The 22121-nt window shown below is 63.7% G+C and carries 15 protein-coding genes and 3 pseudogenes; 6 read left to right on the top strand and 12 right to left on the bottom strand.

What is annotated here, in order from left to right; all coding sequences use genetic code 11:
• Nucleotides 1-305: 305 nt before the first annotated feature.
• Nucleotides 306-6305, top strand: a pseudogene (locus QIY50_16425) (DUF5801 repeats-in-toxin domain-containing protein).
• Nucleotides 6306-6415: 110 nt separating this feature from the next.
• Here the strand turns inward: QIY50_16425 and QIY50_16420 are convergent.
• The gene (locus QIY50_16420) at nt 6416-7135 is read right to left on the bottom strand and encodes a response regulator transcription factor (GenBank protein WGV23073.1); all 720 of its coding nucleotides are present in this window, start codon (nt 7133-7135) and stop codon (nt 6416-6418) included.
• A 362-nt stretch (nt 7136-7497) separates the two neighbouring features.
• Between QIY50_16420 and QIY50_16415 the strand changes: the two genes are divergently transcribed.
• Nucleotides 7498-8139, top strand: coding sequence for a TetR/AcrR family transcriptional regulator (locus tag QIY50_16415; protein WGV19006.1), 642 nt, complete (start codon nt 7498-7500; stop codon nt 8137-8139).
• Nucleotides 8140-8413: 274 nt separating this feature from the next.
• On the opposite strand, the gene QIY50_16410 is transcribed toward QIY50_16415, so the two are convergent.
• On the bottom strand, nt 8414-9190 hold the full coding sequence (locus QIY50_16410; GenBank protein ID WGV19005.1) for a class I SAM-dependent methyltransferase: 777 nt from the start codon (nt 9188-9190) through the stop codon (nt 8414-8416).
• Between the two features lie 103 nt (nt 9191-9293).
• Here QIY50_16410 and QIY50_16405 point away from each other — a divergent pair, with 103 nt between their 5' ends.
• Nucleotides 9294-9914, top strand: coding sequence for an energy transducer TonB (locus QIY50_16405; GenBank protein WGV19004.1), 621 nt, complete (start codon nt 9294-9296; stop codon nt 9912-9914).
• Nucleotides 9915-9916: 2 nt separating this feature from the next.
• Here QIY50_16405 and QIY50_16400 read toward each other — a convergent pair whose 3' ends face one another.
• The 7 genes and pseudogenes from QIY50_16400 to ppc form a co-directional block, all read right to left on the bottom strand.
• Nucleotides 9917-10606, bottom strand: a complete 690-nt coding sequence (locus tag QIY50_16400; GenBank protein ID WGV19003.1) for an extensin family protein — start codon at nt 10604-10606, stop codon at nt 9917-9919.
• A pseudogene (locus tag QIY50_16395) lies at nt 10606-11437 on the bottom strand (isocitrate lyase/phosphoenolpyruvate mutase family protein). Before QIY50_16395 ends, QIY50_16400 begins: the two are co-directional and overlap by 1 nt.
• A 28-nt stretch (nt 11438-11465) precedes the next feature.
• The gene (locus QIY50_16390; protein WGV19002.1) at nt 11466-12335 is read right to left on the bottom strand and encodes a DUF72 domain-containing protein; all 870 of its coding nucleotides are present in this window, start codon (nt 12333-12335) and stop codon (nt 11466-11468) included.
• Between the two features lie 3 nt (nt 12336-12338).
• Entirely contained in the window at nt 12339-12629 is a 291-nt protein-coding gene (locus QIY50_16385) for a hypothetical protein (protein ID WGV19001.1), read from the bottom strand.
• 131 nt (nt 12630-12760) lie between these two features.
• Entirely contained in the window at nt 12761-13435 is a 675-nt protein-coding gene (gene tsaB, locus QIY50_16380) for a tRNA (adenosine(37)-N6)-threonylcarbamoyltransferase complex dimerization subunit type 1 TsaB (GenBank protein ID WGV19000.1), read from the bottom strand.
• 208 nt (nt 13436-13643) lie between these two features.
• Nucleotides 13644-14294, bottom strand: coding sequence for an adenylate kinase (gene adk, locus QIY50_16375; GenBank protein WGV18999.1), 651 nt, complete (start codon nt 14292-14294; stop codon nt 13644-13646).
• A gap of 257 nt (nt 14295-14551) precedes the next feature.
• A pseudogene (ppc, locus tag QIY50_16370) lies at nt 14552-17180 on the bottom strand (phosphoenolpyruvate carboxylase).
• Nucleotides 17181-17460: 280 nt separating this feature from the next.
• Here ppc and QIY50_16365 point away from each other — a divergent pair.
• From QIY50_16365 to QIY50_16355, 3 genes are all read left to right on the top strand, one after another.
• Entirely contained in the window at nt 17461-17805 is a 345-nt protein-coding gene (locus QIY50_16365; protein ID WGV18998.1) for a pilin assembly protein, read from the top strand.
• Between the two features lie 277 nt (nt 17806-18082).
• On the top strand, nt 18083-18496 hold the full coding sequence (locus tag QIY50_16360; protein WGV18997.1) for a DUF4398 domain-containing protein: 414 nt from the start codon (nt 18083-18085) through the stop codon (nt 18494-18496).
• A gap of 50 nt (nt 18497-18546) precedes the next feature.
• Nucleotides 18547-19338 (top strand): OmpA family protein, encoded by a 792-nt coding sequence (locus tag QIY50_16355; protein WGV18996.1) that lies wholly within the window; start codon nt 18547-18549, stop codon nt 19336-19338.
• A gap of 158 nt (nt 19339-19496) precedes the next feature.
• Here QIY50_16355 and QIY50_16350 read toward each other — a convergent pair whose 3' ends face one another.
• Genes QIY50_16350 through QIY50_16340 form a run of 3 tightly spaced genes read right to left on the bottom strand, consistent with a single transcriptional unit; the run spans nt 19497 to nt 21992 of the window.
• The gene (locus tag QIY50_16350) at nt 19497-19823 is read right to left on the bottom strand and encodes a hypothetical protein (GenBank protein WGV18995.1); all 327 of its coding nucleotides are present in this window, start codon (nt 19821-19823) and stop codon (nt 19497-19499) included.
• On the bottom strand, nt 19820-20743 hold the full coding sequence (locus tag QIY50_16345; GenBank protein WGV18994.1) for an alpha/beta hydrolase: 924 nt from the start codon (nt 20741-20743) through the stop codon (nt 19820-19822). The genes QIY50_16350 and QIY50_16345 overlap by 4 nt, the downstream gene beginning before the upstream one ends.
• A complete protein-coding gene (locus QIY50_16340; protein WGV18993.1) occupies nt 20715-21992 on the bottom strand; it encodes a flavohemoglobin expression-modulating QEGLA motif protein in 1278 nt (425 codons plus the stop codon). The genes QIY50_16345 and QIY50_16340 overlap by 29 nt, the downstream gene beginning before the upstream one ends.
• Nucleotides 21993-22121: the final 129 nt, after the last annotated feature.

Genomic DNA, 22121 nt, shown 5'->3' with positions numbered 1-22121 from the left:
CCGCCATCGTCACGACCAGCGGCTTCGCGGCTGGCAGCACGGTCGCATTCGAGGTGGACCATGTCACGGACGCCGGTGCGGACAAGCTGTGGGGCACCCCCGACGATGTCCTCGCTACCAGCTCCGGCGAGGGTCATACCCCTTGGTACGTGACCGACGGCGGCGCTGGCGATCTCGACGGCCAAGTCAACGGCAGCATCACCACCTCGTGGTACGTCAACCCCGACGACTCGGCTGGCGCCACCTTCCTGCTCAGCGCGACAGCTGCGGGCGCCGACCAGGTATTCGGCACCGCCGATGACGTGATGGCCACGGCCTCATTCACAGACAGCGCGCCGATCATCACCGCGACCGGTGTGAGCGTGACGCTGGACGAAACGGCCTCGTTGCAGAACGGCACAGCTACACCAACCCCGACTTCGGATGCCGACGACAACGACATCCTGGTGGCGTCCCTGCCCTCCGCATTCTCGACCCGCTTGACCACACTGGGGGCCGGTACCCCGGCAGGTGCCGCCTTGAGCGGCTATACCGGCGCCGTCGGCAACACCGGGAGCAATGCGTTCAGCATCACCCCGGTACCGGGAGGCAGCATCACCGACATCAGCTTCACCGACAGCGTTGGCGCGCCCCTCAATGGCTTGGACAGCGGGCTGGATACCCTCGATGGCGTCGACATCCTGCTCTACACCGATACCAACAACAACATCGTGCTGGGCCGGGCTGGCGGGCCAACAGGCGCGATCATCTTCGCGGGCTATATCGAAGAAACCGGATCGCCCGTCAGCGGCGGCAAGATCTGGACGGTGGAATACCAACCGCTGAAGCATCCGGACACGAGCAACCCCGACGACGCGCTCAATCTGCTGAACAAGGTGTTCATCGGCACCAGTCAGGACCTGGTATTCAGCCTGGCCAACGCCCCCTCCGGCCAGAACCTGTTCCTGATGTTCACCACCGCAAACCCGACCGTCGTCAATGATAGCGGCATCCTGCGCATCACCGACCCGACGATCATAGCCACCGGGAAGGACCCGGCCGACCAGTCGAGCGGTGCCAACATCACCACGGGCGATACGATCAATACCAGCCAGGCGGGCGGGCCGACCACCTTCGGCACCAACAACCAGATGATCGTGGAACAGGAAGGTATCCGTTTTACCTTCGTCACCGGCGCCCGGCAGGATGTGACCATTCCCAACCTGGACCAGAACGAAGCGGATATCGAAGCTAACGTCGATTTCACCGCCGTGTTCAATGCAAAGTCGGCCACGTTCGATGTGGTGCAGTTGCAAAGCGGCAAGAGCGCCGTGGTCAGGATCAGCGCCTTCAGCACCGCTGCTGAACCTGGCGTGAATTTCGTCAATGGCTACGCCAACGATGCGTCGGTGGCGATCACCAATGTTCGCGTCATCAATATCGCCACGGGGCAAGTGATCGAGAACTCGGACGGGTCGGTGAATGACCCGAGCATCGTCATCAGCTTTGCTTCCGGCGTCGCCACCCTCACCGGCATCAAAGCCGGCCAGAAGATCGAGTACACCACCACACAGGATCACAACCGCGTACTCGTCGAGAATGGGGCCGCCGTCGACGCTAAAGGCAATGAACATGCCGACTTCGATATCGGCGGTTTCATGCTACGCCAGGTCACTACCGCAACCGCCGAAATCGGCTCAAAAATGAGCTTCGAAGACGATGGCCCGAGTATCAGCACCACGGGTACGGAACCGGTCCTGACCGTCGATGAAACGGACCTGACGACCAATGCCACACAAAGCTTCGCCGCCAACTTCACCTCAGCCTTCGGCGCCGACGGCGCCGGTACGCTCACCTACGCCCTAGGCGTGGTAGCCGGCGCCTCCGGCCTGATCGACACGGCCACCGGCTCGGCAGTCAACCTGTCGCTCAACGGCACCGTGGTGGAGGGCCGCACGGCCGTCGGCAACCTACTGGTGTTCACCGTCAGCGTTGCCAGCAACGGTTCCGTTACCCTCGACCAGCTCCGCGCCGTCGTGCATCCCGACACCAGCAACCCCGATGACTCGAAGACCCTGACCTCCGACAACCTGGTGACCTTGACCGCGACCAAGACCGACAAGGACGGCGACAGCGCCCAGGCCACACTCAACATCGGGCAGAATCTGGTATTCAAGGATGACGGCCCGAGCATCAGCACCACCGGCACGGCAACCGGTCCTGACCGTCGATGAAACGGACCTGACGACCAACGCCACGCAAAGCTTCGCCGCCAACTTCACCTCAGCCTTCGGCGCCGACGGCGCCGGTACGCTCACCTACGCCCTAGGCGTGGTAGCCGGCGCCTCCGGCCTGATCGACACGGCCACCGGCTCGGCAGTCAACCTGTCGCTCAACGGCACCGTGGTGGAGGGCCGCACGGCCGTCGGCAACCTACTGGTGTTCACCGTCAGCGTTGCCAGCAACGGTTCCGTTACCCTCGACCAGCTCCTCCGCGCCGTCGTGCATCCCGACACCAGCAACCCCGATGACTCGAAGACCCTGACCTCCGACAACCTGGTGACCTTGACCGCGACCAAGACCGACAAGGACGGCGACAGCGCCCAGGCCACACTCAACATCGGGCAGAATCTGGTATTCAAGGATGACGGCCCGAGCATCAGCACCACCGGCACGGAACCGGTCCTGACCGTCGATGAAACGGACCTGACGACCAACGCCACGCAAAGCTTCGCCGCCAACTTCACCTCGGCCTTCGGCGCCGATGACGCCGGTACGCTCACCTACGCCCTGGGCGTGGTAGCCGGCGCCTCCGGCCTGATCGACACGGCCACCGGTTCGGCAGTCAACCTGTCGCTCAACGGCACCGTGGTGGAGGGCCGCACGGCCGTCGGCAACCTACTGGTGTTCACCCTCAGCGTTGCCAGCAACGGTTCCGTTACCCTCGACCAGCTCCGCGCCGTTGTGCATCCCGACACCAGCAACCCCGATGACTCGAAGACCCTGACCTCCGACAACCTGGTGACCTTGACCGCGACCAAGACCGACAAGGACGGCGACAGCGCCCAGGCCACACTCAACATCGGGCAGAATCTGGTATTCAAGGATGACGGCCCGAGCATCAGCACCACCGGCACGGAACCGGTCCTGACCGTCGATGAAACGGACCTGACGACCAATGCCACGCAAAGCTTCGCCGCCAACTTCACCTCCTCTGGCCTTCGGCGCCGATGACGCCGGTACGCTCACCTACGCCCTGGGCGTGGTAGCCGGCGCCTCCGGCCTGATCGACACGGCCACCGGTTCGGCAGTCAACCTGTCGCTCAACGGCACCGTGGTGGAGGGCCGCACGGCCGTCGGCAACCTACTGGTGTTCACCGTCAGCGTTGCCAGCAACGGTTCCGTTACCCTCGACCAGCTCCGCGCCGTTGTGCATCCCGACACCAGCAACCCCGATGACTCGAAAACCCTGACCTCCGACAACCTGGTTACCCTGACCGCGACCAAGACCGACAAGGACGGCGACAGCGCCCAGGCCACACTCAACATCGGGCAGAATCTGGTATTCAAGGATGACGGCCCGAGCATCAGCACCACCGGCACGGAACCGGTCCTGACCGTCGATGAAACGGACCTGACAACCAACGCCACGCAAAGCTTCGCCGCCAACTTCACCTCGGCCTTCGGCGCCGATGACGCCGGTACGCTCACCTATGCTCTGGGCGTAGTAGCCGGCGCCTCCGGCCTGATCGACACGGCCACCGGTTCGGCAGTCAACCTGTCGCTCAACGGCACCGTGGTGGAGGGCCGCACGGCCGTCGGCAACCTACTGGTGTTCACCGTCAGCGTTGCCAGCAACGGTTCCGTTACCCTCGACCAGCTCCGCGCCGTCGTGCATCCCGACACCAGCAACCCCGATGACTCGAAGACCCTGACCTCCGACAACCTGGTGACCCTGACCGCGACCAAGACCGACAAGGACGGCGACAGCGCCCAGGCCACACTCAACATCGGGCAGAATCTGGTATTCAAGGATGACGGCCCGAGCATCAGCACCACCGGCACGGAACCGGTCCTGACCGTCGATGAAACGGACCTGACGACCAATGCCACACAAAGCTTCGCCGCCAACTTCACCTCGGCCTTCGGCGCCGATGACGCCGGTACGCTCACCTACGCTCTGGGCGTGGTAGCCGGCGCCTCCGGCCTGATCGACACGGCCACCGGTTCGGCAGTCAACCTGTCGCTCAACGGCACCGTGGTGGAGGGCCGCACGGCCGTCGGCAACCTACTGGTGTTCACCGTCAGCGTTGCCAGCAACGGTTCCGTTACCCTCGACCAGCTCCGCGCCGTCGTGCATCCCGACACCAGCAACCCCGATGACTCGAAGACCCTGACCTCCGACAACCTGGTTACCCTGACCGCGACCAAGACCGACAAGGACGGCGACAGCGCCCAGGCCACACTCAACATCGGGCAGAATCTGGTATTCAAGGATGACGGCCCGAGCATCAGCACCACCGGCACGGAACCGGTCCTGACCGTCGATGAAACGGACCTGACAACCAACGCCACGCAAAGCTTCGCCGCCAACTTCACCTCGGCCTTCGGCGCCGATGACGCCGGTACGCTCACCTATGCTCTGGGCGTAGTAGCCGGCGCCTCCGGCCTGATCGACACGGCCACCGGTTCGGCAGTCAACCTGTCGCTCAACGGGCACCGTGGTGGAGGGTCGCACGGCCGTCGGCAACCTACTGGTGTTCACCGTCAGCGTTGCCAGCAACGGTTCCGTTACCCTCGACCAGCTCCGCGCCGTCGTGCATCCCGACACCAGCAACCCCGATGACTCGAAAACCCTGACCTCCGACAACCTGGTGACCTTGACCGCGACCAAGACCGACAAGGACGGCGACAGCGCCCAGGCCACACTCAACATCGGGCAGAATCTGGTGTTCCACGATGATGGACCAACACTTGCCTTCGGCAACCTGATCGGAACCGGAAGTATCCTGCCGCAATATGGGTTCTGGGATAGTACGATCGGCGCCGACGGCCTGGGAGCTACCGGGCTGGACATTTCGCTGGTGGGCGGCCAATTCACGTTGGTCAGGCCAGACAACACCACCACGACCGGCACCGGCACACTCACCGAGACGTCGCCTTCGCCCGACGCCAATGGTGCGTTCCACTTCACTGGTACCTTGACCGGGGACTTCGACAATAACGCAACAACAGCCAACACCACGATCGACTACACGCTGACGGCCTTTGCCAATGGCAGCTATACACTGGATCTGGTACAAGGCTTCAGTTCGGTCACCACGCTCAGCAGTGCCGACGGCTCGCTCGATGCCGGCGGCCCGGACCCTGTGCGTACCTTGCTGATCCCTAAAACGAATGACCCGACCATTCCTTCGGCATCCGAAGAGATCGTGTTCTTCTCCGCTAAAGCACTCGCCTCGACGGCAGACATCTTCACCGGCATAGGCCTCGGGGCACCCGACCCGACCGAAGCCTCGCTACAGACCAATCCGCTGCCGTCGTACATCGACCCTGCGGCCATGAACGTCAGCACGTCCGGTATCGGCGTCGCCAACAACCTGCTCCAGGGCGATAACCTGGCAGCGATCAGCGCCGCCGATGAGAGCTTCGTGATCAACCCGGAGACCCTGTTGACGGGCATGAAGATCTTCATCGACAACTCCGTAGGGGGCTACAACACCACGACCGAGGACCTGTATTACCGTATCTACTACGCGGATGGGACGACGTCTAACCTGACCGAGGTAAATACCCTGACCCCAGAGGCTGGCGGCCAAGTGTCCTTCCTGGTCCAGAAGGAAGGCTCGGCGCTGATTGACGCCGTTCAACTGACTATGGCTCGAGGTGACATCAAGATCCCGGTGATCGAGTTCATCAAGGAAACCGAGAACCTCGCCAGCGACGTCAAATTGCAGTTCAGTGCGACACTGACGGACAAAGATGGCGACTCCGCAAGTAGCACGTTCGACGCCAACCTGTTCGCCAACGAATCGGACAACGCACCGTTCGACTTCGCCCTGGTTGGCACGACTGGCCAGCGCGATGCATTCAACGTCGACCTGTCGACCGATCAGCTCCTCTACCAGGTCAACGGGTTCGATGCCGGCGCGGGGCAACGAGACACGCTGGTGCTCAATGGCGATCCAAATGCCGTCGTCCAGTCGATCGACAACACTGGCGCAGACAGCATCGTGACCATTGCCGAATCCGGCGGGCAGACGACGACCATCACCTTGGTCGGGGTCGATATCTTCAACAGCGACATCTTCAATGGCAGCGCCTGAAACACTGCGTACGTGAAAACCTGCGAGGGTGGCTTGGAAACCACCCTCGCAGCTGCTCTTTTGCAGGATATTTACAAGCTTCGCCCCCAATGGCCCTGGCCGCTGGGCATTCAGTCCATCTCCCCCCATTGGGATGCAGGCGGCTCTTCGCCACTGGTGAGTCCGTGCCGCACTGCATACATCAGCAAGTCAATACGGTTGGTGAGGTTGAGCTTCTGATAGATGCTGCTGAGGTGATTGTGCACGGTATGTTCGCTTATGCCCAAGCGCCCGGCGATGCACAGGTATTTGGCGGACGGATCGCCAACGATGGCGCGAACGAGTTCCCGCTCACGCAACGTCAGCCGTGCATGTTTCGCCTGCGCCGGATTACACCTGAACGGTATATGCCTGGCCGAGGCATAACCGGAAAGCCCACTGACCCAGGCCCTGTCCAGCCCGATATCACAATGGTGGACTTTGATGATGGCCTGGATAATCGACTCCGTTGAATCCTCGGCCAGCACGATGCCAAGCGCGCCCGCTTCAATGGCCTGTGCAACGGGGGCGGCCTCATACACCCCTTTGAGTACCAGCACTTTCATGTCGTCAGAGCGCGCGAGCTCGGCAACTACCTCGAGCGGGTCCAGCGCATCTGGAAAAAAGCTGAAGATAATGACATCGGGCCGCGACTGGGCGGCAAGATCCAGCGCATGGGTATAGGTGGTGGCCTGACCACTCACTTCCATACGGGGCTTTCTGGCATTTATCAGATCGTGAAGCCCCAGGAGCACCAGAGGCCGACAATCGATCAGCATGACGCGTATCATCTTTATATGGTCCGGCATCATATTCTTGCCTCCCATGAAAAACGTTCCATGTCCTCCCCTTGTAAGCCTTTTCCTACAGACCCTTCAGTGGAGTCTAGGCGAGCCTTGCCTGCTGCCAATCCCTCCCGCCGTCAGGGAGCACCTCAAGCCCCAGGTTGATTGGAGCCATGCTCACCCCGTCTAGTCCCTGAAAATCAATGTCTTGGGCTAATCAGGCGCCCCCCAGAGGGCATCTCTGCATTGGATGAAAAGTCAACCAATCGACGAATGGCGCGAAGTTACACACGTTAAAAATGTCTCGCCAATTTACCGTCACACAGGTTTTGCTCGCAGGCTTTAGCCGGACGGCGCCTGACCCGTTAAGATGGTGTCTCTTCAACCAGATGCAGACCACAATGTCCAACGACGCACCCATCGGCCCGGGCCGGCCCAAGGACCTGGCCAAGCGCGAGGCAATTCTCGAAGCAGCCAAAGCCCTTTTCCTCAGCCTCGGCTACGCCAACACCAGCATGGATGCGGTCGCTGCGGCGGCAGGTGTTTCGAAGCTCACCGTGTACAGCCACTTCACCGACAAGCAGACGCTGTTCTGCTCGGCGGTCATGGCTACTTGTCAGTTGCAGTTGCCCGACCTGCTGTTCGAGTATCCCGAAGGGGCGCCAGTGGAAGAGGTGCTGCTGACCATTGCCCGTGGCTTCCAGGCGCTGATCAGCAGTGACGAAGCGGTCAAGCTCAGCCGCCTGATCATGGCCCAGGGCAGCCTCGACCCGAGCTTTGGCGAGTACTTCTACGAGGCCGGTCCCAAACGTGTGCTGGCGGGGATGGAAGCGCTGCTGCGCGGGGCGGATGAGCGTGGGTTGCTGCGTATCGACAACCCGCTGCGGGCGGCGGAGCACTTCTTCTGCCTGGTCAAGGGGGCGCCGGATTACCGCTTGCTGCTGGGGTGTGCGGGGCCGCTGGACGGTGATGAAGCCGAAGCGCATGTGCGCGAAGTGGTGGGGGTGTTCTTGCGGGCGTTCCGGCCCTGAGACATCAGGCTGCCAGGACTGGCCCCATCGCCGGCAAGCCAGCTCTCACAGGTACAGCGTGAACCTCGGGACTGCGCCCTCCCTTGTGGGAGCGGGCAAGCCCGCGAAGCAGGCGACGCGGTGGCTGGCACCGGCTGCGCCGGTGTTCGCGGCGGTTCGACGCCTCGACATGCCCGCTCCAACAGGGTCGCGCCGCTTCTAGAAATTGAGCAAGACAGTTGCTCCCACCTCGACAGCATTGTCCTCAAGCCATGCGCTATGTCCGAGGCTCAGGTCAGGCCTTGAGGGCCTTCTTCGGATAAATGTCATACCGGCTCGACTTGCCCTCCAGGCTATGGCTAGGCTTCGGCCCTTCGATAATCGGCGCCTTGCGCGGCCGCTTCACCACCACCCGGTGGCTGGCCAGCGCCAAGGCGGCTTCGAGCAGGGCCGGAGCGTCCAGGTCATCACCGACCAAGGGCCGGAACACGCGCATTTCCTTTTTCACCAGCGCGCTCTTGTCGCGGTGCGGGAACATCGGGTCAAGGTAGATCACCTGCGGCGCCTCGCCTTCCCAGGCGCGCATGCGTTCGATGGCGTTGCCGGTCAGCAGGCGCATGCGCCCGACAATCGGCCCCACCTCTTCATCCGTACGGGCGCGCGCCAGGCCATCCTCCAGCAACGCAGCAATCAGCGGCTGGCGCTCGATCAGGGTCATCTGGCAACCCAGGCTGGCCAGCACGAACGCATCCTTGCCCAGCCCCGCCGTGGCATCCAGCACCTGCGGCCGCACGCCCTGGGCGATACCCACCGCCTTGGCGATCATCTGCCCGTTGCCACCACCAAACTGGCGCCGGTGCGCGGCCTGGCCTTCGACGAAGTCCACTCGCACCGGCCCCGGTGCCTGCGGGCCCAGTTGCTGGATCTGCAAGCCATCAACACCCACCTGCACGGCAAACCCGGCAGCCTCGTCCTGCAGCGGCAGCGCCAGGCGCTCGGCCCATGCGGCGGCCTGCGCCTCGAATTCAGCCGACAGCGCCTCGACCCGGATACCTGTGCCCTGCTCTTCCATCATTCACACCTAGAAATTGAACCCAGCCCCTCATGTATCGACCGCCACGGCCGATACAGGCAATATCCCGCTATTCTGCCAGAGCACAACGCGCGCGACTGCCATGTCAGATACTCTTCCCATCGGCTTGACCTATTTGTCGCCTGTCGGCAACTACAGCCAGCACAACACCCAGGCACTCGGCGGCGTCAGTCACCTGTGGCAGGATTTCTTTGCCCGGGCCATGGCCGAGCAGCAGGAAGAGCCGGTAGACAGCGTCAGCCAGTCGTTCGTGCAATACGACCAGAGCAGCGGCGAGCCGATCGGCGGCGCCCGTGCACTGGCCCTCATCGACGCTCAGCGTGCCTGCCCGGTGCATGACACCATCGTGGCACCGCCCGAGCCCCTGTTCCTGCCCAAGGCAGAACTCGAAGCCAACCTGCTGCCGCCTGCCCCCGAGCCGTTCAGCGCAGTCGAACTGATCGAGCAGCAGCGCCAGCTCGATATCAGCAACAGCTGGCTGCGCCCGGTGGTGATGAGCCAAGGTCACCCGATTGCCGAGCCCGGCCCAGGCCCGACCCCACGCTCGCTGTTCCTGCCGATCGCCGAGCTGGAAAGCAACCTGCTGGACCCGGCCCCGGAACCATTCGACGCCACCACCCTGGCCAAACAGCAGAACGACCTGGCGTTCGACATCCACTGGGCACGCCCGGTGGTGCTGAACAACGTCCGCGCGTACGCCTGAGGCTAACGACAGACCTGCCAACGTCCCATGTCCAGATGGAAGTGGTTGTGGTGCGCGGCGTTGTAGTCCGGCCCCAGTACCGTGCTGAAGCGCTTGCAAGCCGCCTGCTGCACTTCGCGCAGGAATTGCGCCTTCTTCCCGCCCGTCTGCCAGTCACGCGCCAATACGATGCGTTGGCCGTCCTGCAGGCGAAAACCGCTGATGTCCAGGGCATTGGCCGTGGCGTGCTGGCTCAAGCGACCTTCTTTACGGTGGTAGACGTTGCGGCAGGCAAAGCTGCCTTGATGGTCGACCTGTGTCACCGGCTGGCCCAGCACCCTGTGTGCGACAGGTTGCAAGCCATGCCTTTCGAACAGCGCATAGGCCACCGCCAGCGGGCAACTGGCCAGGAAGCTGCTGCTGAGGCGCGCCTGGCCACCTTCTATACGCCATACATTTTGCAGCGGACAATTGGCCGAGGCCGGGCTGTCGGCCTGTGCCCGGTAGCGCAGCTGGCTGCTTTCCAGTGACTGACGGCACAGGGCCGGGTCATCACGCAACCGTGCAAGCTTGTAAGTGGTCAGCAGATTGGGCGGTTGGCGCACGTCCAACGGCGCCCAAGGGTTCCAGACTGCGGGCAGGCGCCAGCCAAAGTGCCAGGCCAGGCCGGCCAGTAACAGCAGACCTGCCAGCAGCACCAGCACGGCCCGCATCAGCGGCGGAACAGGTCGTTGAGCTGGGCAAACGGCAGTGCTTGCTCGCCGTAACCGAAGGTGCCCTCATCTCGAACTTCCAGCGCGGCACGGTGCAACGCCCCGAGGGCCGCACGCGCCAGTGACGAGCCGACGCTGATACGACGCACGCCCAGGTCCTGCAACTGGTTGACGCTCAGCGATACGCCAGCCATGCCCATCAGTACATTGACTGGCCGCGGCGCGACGGCCTGCACCACTGCGCGGATTTCCTCGACCGTACGCAGCCCGGGTGCGTAGAGGACGTCAGCGCCGGCTTCGGCGTAGGCCTGCAGGCGCAGAATGGTGTCATCCAGGTCCATGCGCCCGTGCAGCAGGTTTTCTGCCCGGGCGCACAGGGTGAACGGGAACGGCAGGCTACGGGCGGCCTGCACGGCGGCGCGCACGCGCTCAACGGCCAGGCCGAAGTCATGGATGGGCGCATCGCTACGGCCACTCGCATCCTCGATAGAGCCACCGACCAGGCCGACTTCGGCTGCCCGCAAAATGGTCTGGGCGCAATCCTCGGGCAGGTCGCCAAAGCCGTTCTCCAGGTCGGCGGCCACCGGCACAAGGGGTCGCATCGACAATCTCGCCAGCATTATCGAGGGTATCGTCCAGGCTCAAGGCGCCTTCGGCGTCCGGACGACCCAGGCGGAAAGCCAGGCCTGCACTGGTAGTGGCCAGCGCCTCGAAGCCCAGGCTGGCCAGTAACTTGGCCGAACCGGCATCCCATGGGTTAGGGATGACGAAGGCGCTGTCGCGCTCGTGGAGGGCCTTGAAGGCTTCGGCTCGCAGGGTTTGCACATCCATGGTTCAACCTCCGGCAGTCAGGGAATGGTCAGAGTAGCCCCAGTTGTTCGACCTCGGGGGTGCGCGGCAATTCCGGCAGTGCCGCAAGGCCGGGCAAGCGCTGCATCAGGCGTTGGTGAAAGCGCTGGGCCAGCGCCGCGGCCAGGCGGTTGTCCGAGGTGTGCAGGAAGATGTAGGGGTTGCGGCCTTCGTCGATCCAGGCGGCGACCTTGTCTACCCAGGGGGTAAGGAAGGCCTCGTTGGCCTCCAGCTGCGGATGGCCGATGAAGCGCACCTGCGGATGCTGGCTGAAGGCCGCCGGGCGTGGCGGCACCTTGGGCTTCTTCGCCTGCGCATGCAGCACGGCGGGGTCGCGTGAGGTGCAACTGAACAAGGCGCGCGGGTCGAGGCAGATACGCTCCACGCCACGATCATGCAGCAGCCGGTTGAGCAGCCGCTCTTCTTCACCCTTGGCGAAGAATGCCTGGTTACGCACCTCCACTGCCACCGGCACTCCGACTTCGTCAAGGAAGTGGCAAAGCTCGCCCAGCCGTGCGGGGTTGAACTGAGCCGGCAACTGCAGCCAGTACGGTGCTACGCGCTGGCCCAGCGGGGCCATCAGGCGGGTGAAGTCAAACGCCGGTTCCAGCTGATCGCGCAGGTCACCTTCATGGCTGATGTCTCGGGGGAACTTGGCAGTGAAGCGAAAGTGTTCGGGCATGATCTGCGCCCAACGCGCAATGGTGCCGGGTGCGGGGCGTGCGTAGAAAGTGGTATTACCTTCGACAGCGTTGAATACCTGGCTGTAGTAGCCGAGCATTTCACTGCTGTTGGCGTCGGCGGGGTACAGGTAGTCGCGCCAGGCGTTTTCGCTCCATGACGGGCAACCGAGAAAATAAGGCAGTGGGGATGGGCTCATCCCCTAAATGTACAGGTCGAGCCCCAGTACTTCCATGTCCCAGTCGGTAAAACCGGCGGTGCTCAGGTAGCTGGCCAATGCAGTAGCCGTGCGGCGGTCACGGGCGCGGGGGAAGATCATGTCCTGCTGGCGGGCTGGCAGGCCACCACTGCGACGGCGGGCGGTGGCGTCCTGAGGGGCTGTTTCGGCCTCCTCGATCACCTCGGCATCTTCGAGAGCCTCGTCACGCACCGCCGCCTTGCGCGGCGAGCGCTTGATCGGGTAGGACTGCGGTGAAAAACCGTCGATACGCATGGCATGAGCACTCAGGACCGATGATGGCAATTTAGCAGCATCAGGGTTTCATCGCTAATGCTCGTGTGATAACTGGACCACAGATCACGCAAAAGGTTTTAGTGTCAGCGGCGATAAACGACCAACAGCACTCAGCGCTTCTTGGGTGTCGCTACATTATCGCGCAGGTAGACCGGTTGCGCCTGTTCGGCAACGATCGCCTCGCCGCGTGCCCAGGCAAAGCCGGCCAGGTTGAGGATGTCCAAGGCGTTGGGCAAGGCACTGGCATTGCTGGCCGCCACCTGCACCGCCAGGCGCTCGGCATAGCCCCAACCGGTACCGGCACCGAACCACGCGCCAGCGCTGTCCGCCGGCAGCGCCACCTGCTCGGGCGGCAGCACCGCCTCCTGGCCGACCAGGCGCATTTCACCTTCGCTGGCCTGGTAACAGCCCCAATAGACTTCATCCATGCGCGCATCAATGGCGGCCGCCACTTGCTGCACACCCTGTTCGCGCAGCGCGCCCTGGGCCAGTGCGGCCAGGTTGGACACCGGCAACACCGGGCGCTCCAGAGCGAAGGCCAGGCCCTGAACCACACCGATGGCAATGCGCACACCGGTGAACGCGCCCGGGCCACGACCAAAGGCGATGGCATCCAGCGCGCTCAGCGGCACGCCGGACTCGGCCAACAGCTGCTTGATCATCGGCAGCAGCTTCTGGGCATGCATGCGCGGGATCACCTCGTAATGGCTGGTTACCTTGCCGTCATGCAGCAGTGCGACGGAACAGGCTTCGGTGGCGGTATCCAGGGCCAGGAGGGTGGTCATCGAACGGGTATCCAGGTACTAGGGGGAAAAGAGCGGCAGTATAGAGCAGTGGCGGCGTTGTGTCCCGAAGGGGCCGCTGCGCGGCCATTATGCGCTACATGGCGAACTGGCCCGCTCCCACAAAGGCCGCATCAGGGCCGCAATGCCGCGCCCCACAAACGACAACGGCCCGCAAGCGGGCCGTTGTCGAGGTGCTCCAGGCGCTGGATCAGCTCAGGGCTGCCAGGACCTTGGCGGTGATGGCTTCGACCGAGCCGACGCCTTCGATGTGGCTGTACTTCGGCTTGCCGCCATTGGCAGCCGACAGCTTCTGGTAGAAGTCCACCAGCGGCTTGGTCTGGCTGTGGTAGACCGACAGGCGATGGCGAACGGTTTCTTCCTTGTCGTCATCACGCTGGATCAGGTCTTCGCCAGTCTCGTCGTCCTTGCCTTCCACTTTCGGCGGGTTGTACTGAATGTGGTAGGTACGGCCCGATGCCAGATGCACGCGGCGGCCAGCCATGCGGCCGACGATTTCTTCGTCGTCCACGGCAATTTCCACGACGGCGTCGATGTCGACACCGGCAGCGACCATGGCTTCGGCTTGCGGGATGGTGCGTGGGAAGCCATCGAACAGGCAGCCCTTGGCGCAATCAGGCTGGGCGATGCGCTCCTTGACCAGGCTGATGATCAACTCGTCGGAGACCAGCTGGCCGGCATCCATGACTTTTTTCAGTTCCAGGCCCAGCGGGGTACCGGCCTTGACGGCGGCACGCAGCATGTCACCGGTGGAAATCTGGGGGATACCGAACTTTTCGGTGATGAACTTTGCCTGAGTACCTTTACCGGCCCCGGGAGCTCCCAGCAGAATTACGCGCATCTTGTGCTCCTCAAATTTTTTTATGAAATTCAATGGATTCGGCGACCAGGGCCAAGTCCGGAAAATCGGGTATGACCACAAATCGGTCAGAAGGCTGCTCAAGATACACAGCGCCCGGCAGCCAGACAAGCGTCCCAAAGTTGCAGGAATGCGCCACCTACGGCCCGCCTGACAGCTGGTTGCGCCAGGCGCAACCACCCTCCTCGTCCACCTGCATGCCCGGCACAACGCTCACCCGGGACGCTTCGGGCCTACCCTCAGCCGGTGTTGCGCAGGCCGGCTGCAATACCCGCCACGGTGACCAGCAAGGCCTGCTCCAACGGGCTGTCCAGAGCGGCTTCGCGGCTGCGCGAGCGGGCCAGCAGTTCGGCCTGCAGACGGTGCAACGGGTCCAGGTAGGTGTTGCGCAGGCTGATGAATTCCAGCGTTTCGGGACTGTGCGCAAGTAGCACCGGCTGCCCGGTAAGGCCCAGTACCACCTGGCACGACTGCGACAATAGGTCGCGCAGGTGCGCACCCAAAGGCAGCAGGTGCGGTTGCACCAGACGTTCGTCGTAGGCCTCGGCGATTTGCGCATCGGCCTTGGCCAGCACCATCTCGAGCATGTCGATGCGGGTGCGGAAGAACGGCCATTGCTCGCGCATCTGCGCCAGCAGCTCGCCCTGGCCACGGGCCAGGGCATTGTTCAATGCCGTCTCCCAGCCAAGCCAGGCTGGCAGCATCAGGCGGGTCTGGGTCCAGCCGAAGATCCACGGGATGGCCCGCAAACTTTCGATGCCACCGGCGCGGCGCTTGGCCGGGCGGCTACCCAGCGGCAGGCGCCCCAGCTCCTGCTCCGGGGTCGACTGGCGGAAGTACTCGACAAAATCGGGGTTCTCCCGTACCACGCCGCGGTAGGCCTTGCACCCCATCGGCGGCCAGCTGGTCCATCACCTCGCGCCAGGCCGGCTGCGGTGGTGGCGGAGGCAACAAGGTGGCTTCGAGCACGGCCGCCAGGTACAGGTTCAGGTTCTGCTCGGCGATACCCGGCAAGCCGAACTTGAAGCGGATCATCTCGCCCTGTTCGGTGGTGCGAAAACGCCCCGCAACCGAACCCGGTGGCTGCGACAGGATCGCTGCGTGGGCCGGGCCACCGCCGCGGCCTACCGTGCCGCCACGGCCGTGGAACAGCAGCAACTCGACCTGGTGCTCGGCGCAGATACGCACCAGGTTTTCCTGGGCCCGGTACTGCGCCCAGGCCGCAGCCGTGGTACCGGCATCCTTGGCCGAATCGGAGTAGCCGATCATCACTTCCTGCGGGCCGCGCAGGTTGGCGCGATAGCCTGGCAGGCCGAGCAGGCGCTGCATCACCGGGCCGGCATTGTCGAGGTCGGCGAGCGTCTCGAACAGCGGCACCACACGCATGGGCCGAGTCAGGCCGGCTTCCTTCAGCAGCAACTGCACCGCCAGCACATCCGAGGCAGCACCGGCCATGGAGATCACGTAAGACCCCAGCGATGCGGCTGGCGCTGCGGCAATTTCACGGCAGGTGGCCAGCACCTCGGCAGTATCGGCCTGCGGCTTGAAGTGTGCGGGCAGCAGTGGCCGACGGTTTTTCAGCTCGGCCTGGAGGAACTCGATGCGCTGCTCTTCATCCCAGTCGGCATAACGCCCCAGGCCCAGGTAGTCGGTAATCTCGCTCAACGCATCACGGTGGCGGGCGGCGTCCTGGCGCACGTCCAGGCGGCCCAGGAACAGGCCGAAGGTCACGGCGCGGCGCAGGCAGTCGAGCAACGGCCCCTCGGCGATCACCCCCATGCCGCAGGCGTGCAGGGACTGGTAGCACAGCTCCAGCGGCGCGATCAGGTCGCGGTTGTCCACCAGTACCTCGGCACTGGCTGGCTGGCTGCCGGTCAATGCCGAATGCGCCCAGGCGCGCGTTGCGCGCAGGCGATCGCGCAATTGCTTGAGCAGGGAACGGTAGGGTTCGGCACTGTCGCCGACCCGTTCGCGCAAGGCATCGTCGGCCTGCTGCATGGACAACTCGGACGCCAGCGCATCGATGTCGCGCAGGAACAGGTCGGCAGCCATCCAGCGCGCCAGCAGCAGTACTTCGCGGGTAACCGCTGCGGTCACGTTCGGGTTGCCATCACGGTCACCGCCCATCCACGAGGCGAAGCGGATCGGCGCCGCCTCCAATGGCAGGCGCAGGCCGGTAGCCTCCGCCAGGGCCTTGTCGACCTTGCGCAAATGGCTGGGAATGGCATGCCACAGCGAGTGCTCGATCACCGCGAAGCCCCACTTGGCTTCGTCCACCGGCGTCGGCCGGGTACGGCGGATTTCTTCGGTATGCCAGGCCTCGGCGATCAACCGGCGCAGGCGCTCGCGCACCTGCTGGCGTTCGCCCGGGGTCAGGTCGCGGTGGTCCTGGGCAGCCAGTTGGCCGGCGATGGCATCGTACTTCTGGATCAGGGTGCGGCGGGCCACCTCGGTGGGGTGCGCGGTGAGCACCAGCTGGATGTCGAGCTTGGCCAATTGCCGGGCCAGGGCATCATTGCTGTGCCCGGCCTGCTTCAGGCGCGCCAGCAGCTCGGGCAGCACCCGGGCCTCGAACGGCTCGGGCTGATCGGCGTCGCGGCGGCGGATCAACTGGTACTGCTCGGCCATGTTGGCCAGGTTGAGGAACTGGTTGAAGGCCCTGGCCACGGGCAACAAGTCTTCATCGGCCAGGTCCGCCAGGGTCGAGCTCAGTTGCTCGCCGGCGCTGCGGCGGTCGGCCTTGGCACTGTGGCGGATGCCCTCGATCTTCTGCAGGAAAGCCTCGCCATGCTGCTGACGAATGGTATCGCCGAGCAACTCACCCAACACATGTACATCTTCACGCAAACGCACATCGATATCGGTCATTGGCCCTCTCTCCGGCGCGGCTCTGGCGCACTACATCCCTTTAAGCCTCTATACGATCCCTTGTGGGAGCGGGCGTGCCCGCGAAGCATCCAGCGCGGTGCCTGGCACCGGCGTTGCCGGTGTTCGCGGGCACGCCCGCTCCCACAGAGGTTTCGGCATACCTGGCAAGAGTGCCCACAGGCGGGCGTCGATGGCAAGCCGTGATCGGCCAAAGCCAACTAAAGTGAAAGCACGACACGTCCATGCAATGCAGCCATTTCAGGCATCAACAGAGGTCATCATGAAAATCCGTGAACTCGCCCAGCATTGGGAACAGAATGCCGCCGGTACCCTCAGCCCCACCAGCCATGTCCTGCACCTGGACCTGGAGTCAGAAGCGCGCCTGGCCGCGCTGATCGACATGTACCCCAAGCGCACCGCCGAGGAACTGCTCGGTGAACTGGTCGCGGCAGCCCTCGAGGAACTGGAAGCCAGCTTCCCCTATGTGCAGGGCCGCCAGGTCATCGCCACCGACGAGGAAGGCGACCCGCTGTACGAGGACATCGGCCCTACTCCGCGCTTCCTGTCACTGTCGCGACAGCATCTGCACGCCCTCAGCAATCCCGCAGCCGACAGCGAGAAGTAACCCACCGCCCCACCTTTCCGGGCCTGGGAACGGCCCGGAGTACCTCTGCACCCCACAAAAGTTCCAGGCAAGTCGCACTGACCGATCAGTCAGAAATAGTTGTCTGCTCGGGGCATTTTTTTCTGAACTATCCGGAAAATGCGTCAGTCACAGCCAATAGCCATCACGCTAAAACCCTGCACACCTGTCGTTGTGCACCGTTGAGCTGAAGCGCGCGCACGTGTCAGGGAACGAGCGATGGACTGCTACGGACAACGTCGTAAACAGGAGTGATCCAATGGAACTGACCACCAAGAACACCCGCTTCTCCAAACCCTTATCCACTCATGTGCGCGGGGTCAAGCTGGCAGCGCTGGCTCTGGGCAGCAGCATGGTCCTGGCCGGCTGTGCCGGCAACCCGCCCACCGAGCAGTATGCAGTCACCCAGTCCGCCGTTAACTCTGCCGTCAGCGCTGGCGGCACCGAGTTCGCCGCCGTGGAAATGAAAGCGGCCCAGGACAAGTTCAAGCAGGCCGAAATTGCCATGCATGACAAGAAGTATGACGAAGCCAAGCGCCTGGCCGAGCAGGCCGAGTGGGACGCGCGCCTGGCCGAACGCAAGGCACAGGCGGCCAAGGCCCAGAAGGCCGTGCAGGATGCCCGCCAGGGTGTTCAGGACGTACGTGAGGAAGGCCTGCGCAGCGCTCAGTGAGCCCCGCCCCGCCAACCTCTGCCTTCGCACACGATCAAAGGATGAACACTATGCGCAACCACGTCATGATTCCCGCCCTGCTGGCCCTGAGCGTCGGCCTTGTCGCCTGCTCGCACGACCCGAATGCCAACCTGGAAGCGGCCCGCAGCAACTTCTCCGCGCTGCAGAGCGACCCACAGTCAAGCAAGGTCGCGGCGCTGGAAACCAAGGACGCACAAGACTGGCTGAACAAGGCCGACAAGGCCTACATGGAGCGTGAAGACGAGCAGAAGGTCGACCAGCTGGCCTACCTGACCAACCAGCGCGTCGAGGTGGCCAAGCAGACCATCGCCCTGCGCACCGCCGAAGGCGAACTGAAAAACGCCTCGGCCCAGCGCGCCCAGGCCAAGCTGGACGCCCGCGACGCGCAGATCGCCAAGCTGCAGGAAAGCCTCAACGCCAAGCAGACCGAGCGCGGCACGCTGGTCACCTTCGGCGACGTACTGTTCGACTTCAACAAGGCCGAGCTCAAGAGCAACGCCTACCCGAACATCACCAAGCTGGCGCAGTTCCTCCAGGAAAATCCGGAGCGCAAGGTGATCGTCGAGGGTTACACCGACAGCGTCGGCTCGGCCAACTACAACCAGACCCTCTCCGAACGCCGCGCCAACAGCGTGCGCATGGCCTTGGTGCGTGCCGGTGTAGACCCGGCGCGTATCGTTTCCCAGGGTTATGGCAAGGAGTACCCGGTAGCGGACAACTCGAGCAACTCGGGGCGTGCGCAGAACCGTCGGGTGGAGGTGACCATCTCCAACGACAACCAGCCGGTAGCGCCGCGTTCGGTGAGCCAGGTACAGCAGTAAGGCTGGCTAGCTGAACGACAAGCCCCGCGATCGAAGCGGGGCTTTCTTTTGCCTGTTCCGGCCTCTTCGCGGGCACGCCCGCTCCCACAGGTGCCATGCAGTACCTGTGGGAGCGGGCGTGCCCGCGAAAGGGCCAGCACAGGCAATAAGATCGAGGATCACTGCACCTGCTGCGGGGTTTCCTCACCCATGCAGCGCACCGCGCGCTTGCGGTTGTCCACCAGCACACCGGTAAGGCCTTTTTGCTGGGTGTCGAACAGCACCAGCACGCCATCGACGCACTGGGCCACTTGCGGCGCCGGGTCCAGCGAGACCTTGTAGTCCTCGCCGGGGACAGTCTTGAGCATGGTGAAATCCTGCAGCAACAGGGCATCCTCGGGCTTGGCGAAATGCAGGTACCCGTAGTACCACAAGGCCCCCACCGTCACGATGATGCTGCCGACGCCGGTCAGGATCAGCGGGATGGCGTTGCGTTCTTCACTCATTGCTTGTTCTTCTCGTCAGGGTAATCGGGCACTTCGGCCAGCCGCCGCAGGCCGTTGAAATGGCTGGGGTCATCAAGGAAATGCAGCATCACCTGGCGCCAGGTCGGGTCGGCGAAGGTCTGCACGTGGCCACCACGGGTCAGTTGCAGCACCCGCGGCGGTGGTGCGTGCTGGTACAGGCGGATGCCGTTGTCCATCGGCACCAAGGTATCGTCGATGCTGTGGAAGAACAGCTTGGGCGGGCTGCTCAGTTGCTCGATCGAGCGGATCGCGCTATCGCCGTCCGGCACCAGCCACGACAGCGGCACCTGCAGCGGCCAGGTCATCCACGAGGTGCTGAGGGCAAAGCGCCCGACCGCACGGTAACTGGCCGGCACACCGTCGAACACCAGGGCACTGAAACGCTGGCGCTGCTCCGGATGGGCCGCCAGGTAGTGAATGGCCATGGCTCCACCAAGGCTCTGTCCCAGCAGCACCAGCGGCTTGCCCTTGACCTCGGGCGCCTGCTCCAGCCAGACCATGGCCGCGGCGATGTCCTGGTACACCTCCGGCAGGCTCGGCTCGCCCTGCGACAGGCCATAGCCGCGGTAATCGATCATCAACACCTGGTAGCCCTGCTCCGGCAGCCAGTAGCTTCCGCCCAGGTGCCCAGGCAGGTTGCCGCCATTGCCGTGCAGGTGCAGCACCGTGCCCTTGACCTCGACCCCGGCCTTGGCCGGCAACCACCAGCCATGCAGGCGGATGCCATCAGCCGCGGTCAGGGTGACATCGCGGTACTCGAGCCTGGCCCGCTCGGGCGTGAACGCCTGGCCACGCTCGGGGTAGAACAGCAGGCTGCTGCAACCGCCCAGGCCCAGCAGGATCAAACCCAGGGCCAGCAGGCGGCAGCAGTCAGAGAATGTTCGCGTAGTCGGCTTCAATGCGATCCAGGCTCAGGTGGTTGAGGAAGTTGGAGAAGCACATCCAGGCCGACAGCGCGTTGAGGTCGCGGAACTGTTCGGGCAGGTACTTGGGCGGCTCGACCAGGCCTTCCTCGACCAGCTGGCGCAAGGTACGCATGTCTTCCAGGGTGGTCTTGCCACAGAACAACAACGGGATCTGTTCGAGCTTGCCTTTCTTCACGGCCAACTGAATGTAGTTGTAAACCATGATGAAGCCTTTGAGGTAGGACAAGTCCTTGGTAAATGGCAGGCCATTGGGCACCGACCCGCGGAACACCCGGCTGGCGTTGCTGTAGCTTTGCGCCATCTCGAAGCCCTGCTCGCGGAAGAAGTTGTAGACCTGCATGAAATCGGCGCCCTCCTCGACCATGTGGATGGCGCGGGTGCGGTTGGTGAGCTTGCGCAGCCGGCTGGGGTAGGAGGCAAAGGCGATCACCTCCATGAGAATGGCCAGGCCTTCCTGGGTCACCGTCGACGAGGGCGGGCCCTTGGCCAGGAAGGTACAGATAGGCTGATTCAGGCCGTTGAGCGTAGTGCCGACATGCACCAGCCCTTCGTGCACCTCCAGGGCGCGTACGTCGCGGGCATTGAACATGGCGTCGGCACGCACCTTGATGTAGTCGGCCCCGGCCGCGGCATCGGCGACGATACCGTCGGACTCGAACACCCGGATGGTCTCCTCGGCCTCGCCGAACACCTTGTTCAACCGGTGCTGGAGGATTTCCACGGCCTCCTTGGCGGTGAGGTTCTTCGGTTCGTCCTTGAGGTCACCACGACCATCGATGTTGTTCAGGTAGTCCGACAGCATCAGGCCGAGGTCGGCCAGGGTCGGGTCACCGGCGTGGAAGGCATCCGAGGCAGCGCCGTACAGCTCCTGGGAAATCAGGCCGAAGTCCTCGGTACCGCGTGCTTCGAGCATGCGTACCACCATGCGGTATTCGCGGCACATGCGCTTCATGATCTGCCCGACCGGGTTGAACTGGCCGAGCTGGCGAATGATGTCGCGCTCAATGGCCTGGAACTCGGCCTTGACCGCACCAGAGTCGAACGCCAGCGGGCGCGACTGGTAGTAGCCACGGTCGACGGCCGGCGGCTCCTTGCCCTTGGCCTTGAGGAAGCCCTGGCGGATGTTGTCGTCCCACTTCACCGCGTCCAGGACCCGGATCGGGGTCTGTGCCGCGACAATGCGGTCGGACAGGGCACGGATGGTTTGCTGGTATTCGTCCACCGGGGACTCCTTACTAGTACAAGAAACCTGCACCGGCCTCTTCGCGGGCTTGCCCGCTCCCACAGGAGCGGCGCCACAGTCGAGAGCAGCGCTGTACCTGTGGGAGCGGGCAAGCCCGCGAAGAAGCCG

This window comes from Pseudomonas putida (genome assembly GCA_029953615.1).
Classification (GTDB): Bacteria; Pseudomonadota; Gammaproteobacteria; order Pseudomonadales; family Pseudomonadaceae; genus Aquipseudomonas.
The sequence above is the reverse complement of the archived record's forward strand: the minus strand, read 5'-3'. Positions and strand labels throughout refer to the sequence as shown.

Coding starts and splice junctions, on each gene's coding strand:
- QIY50_16405 (WGV19004.1), top strand. CDS start 9,294: ATGTCAGATACTCTTCCCATCGGCTTGACCTATTTGTCGCCTGTCGGC.
- QIY50_16365 (WGV18998.1), top strand. CDS start 17,461: ATGAAAATCCGTGAACTCGCCCAGCATTGGGAACAGAATGCCGCCGGT.
- QIY50_16350 (WGV18995.1), bottom strand. CDS start 19,823: ATGAGTGAAGAACGCAACGCCATCCCGCTGATCCTGACCGGCGTCGGC.
- adk (WGV18999.1), bottom strand. CDS start 14,294: ATGCGCGTAATTCTGCTGGGAGCTCCCGGGGCCGGTAAAGGTACTCAG.
- QIY50_16355 (WGV18996.1), top strand. CDS start 18,547: ATGCGCAACCACGTCATGATTCCCGCCCTGCTGGCCCTGAGCGTCGGC.
- QIY50_16400 (WGV19003.1), bottom strand. CDS start 10,606: ATGCGGGCCGTGCTGGTGCTGCTGGCAGGTCTGCTGTTACTGGCCGGC.
- QIY50_16420 (WGV23073.1), bottom strand. CDS start 7,135: ATGATGCCGGACCATATAAAGATGATACGCGTCATGCTGATCGATTGT.
- tsaB (WGV19000.1), bottom strand. CDS start 13,435: ATGACCACCCTCCTGGCCCTGGATACCGCCACCGAAGCCTGTTCCGTC.
- QIY50_16415 (WGV19006.1), top strand. CDS start 7,498: ATGCAGACCACAATGTCCAACGACGCACCCATCGGCCCGGGCCGGCCC.
- QIY50_16360 (WGV18997.1), top strand. CDS start 18,083: ATGGAACTGACCACCAAGAACACCCGCTTCTCCAAACCCTTATCCACT.
- QIY50_16410 (WGV19005.1), bottom strand. CDS start 9,190: ATGGAAGAGCAGGGCACAGGTATCCGGGTCGAGGCGCTGTCGGCTGAA.
- QIY50_16385 (WGV19001.1), bottom strand. CDS start 12,629: ATGCGTATCGACGGTTTTTCACCGCAGTCCTACCCGATCAAGCGCTCG.
- QIY50_16390 (WGV19002.1), bottom strand. CDS start 12,335: ATGAGCCCATCCCCACTGCCTTATTTTCTCGGTTGCCCGTCATGGAGC.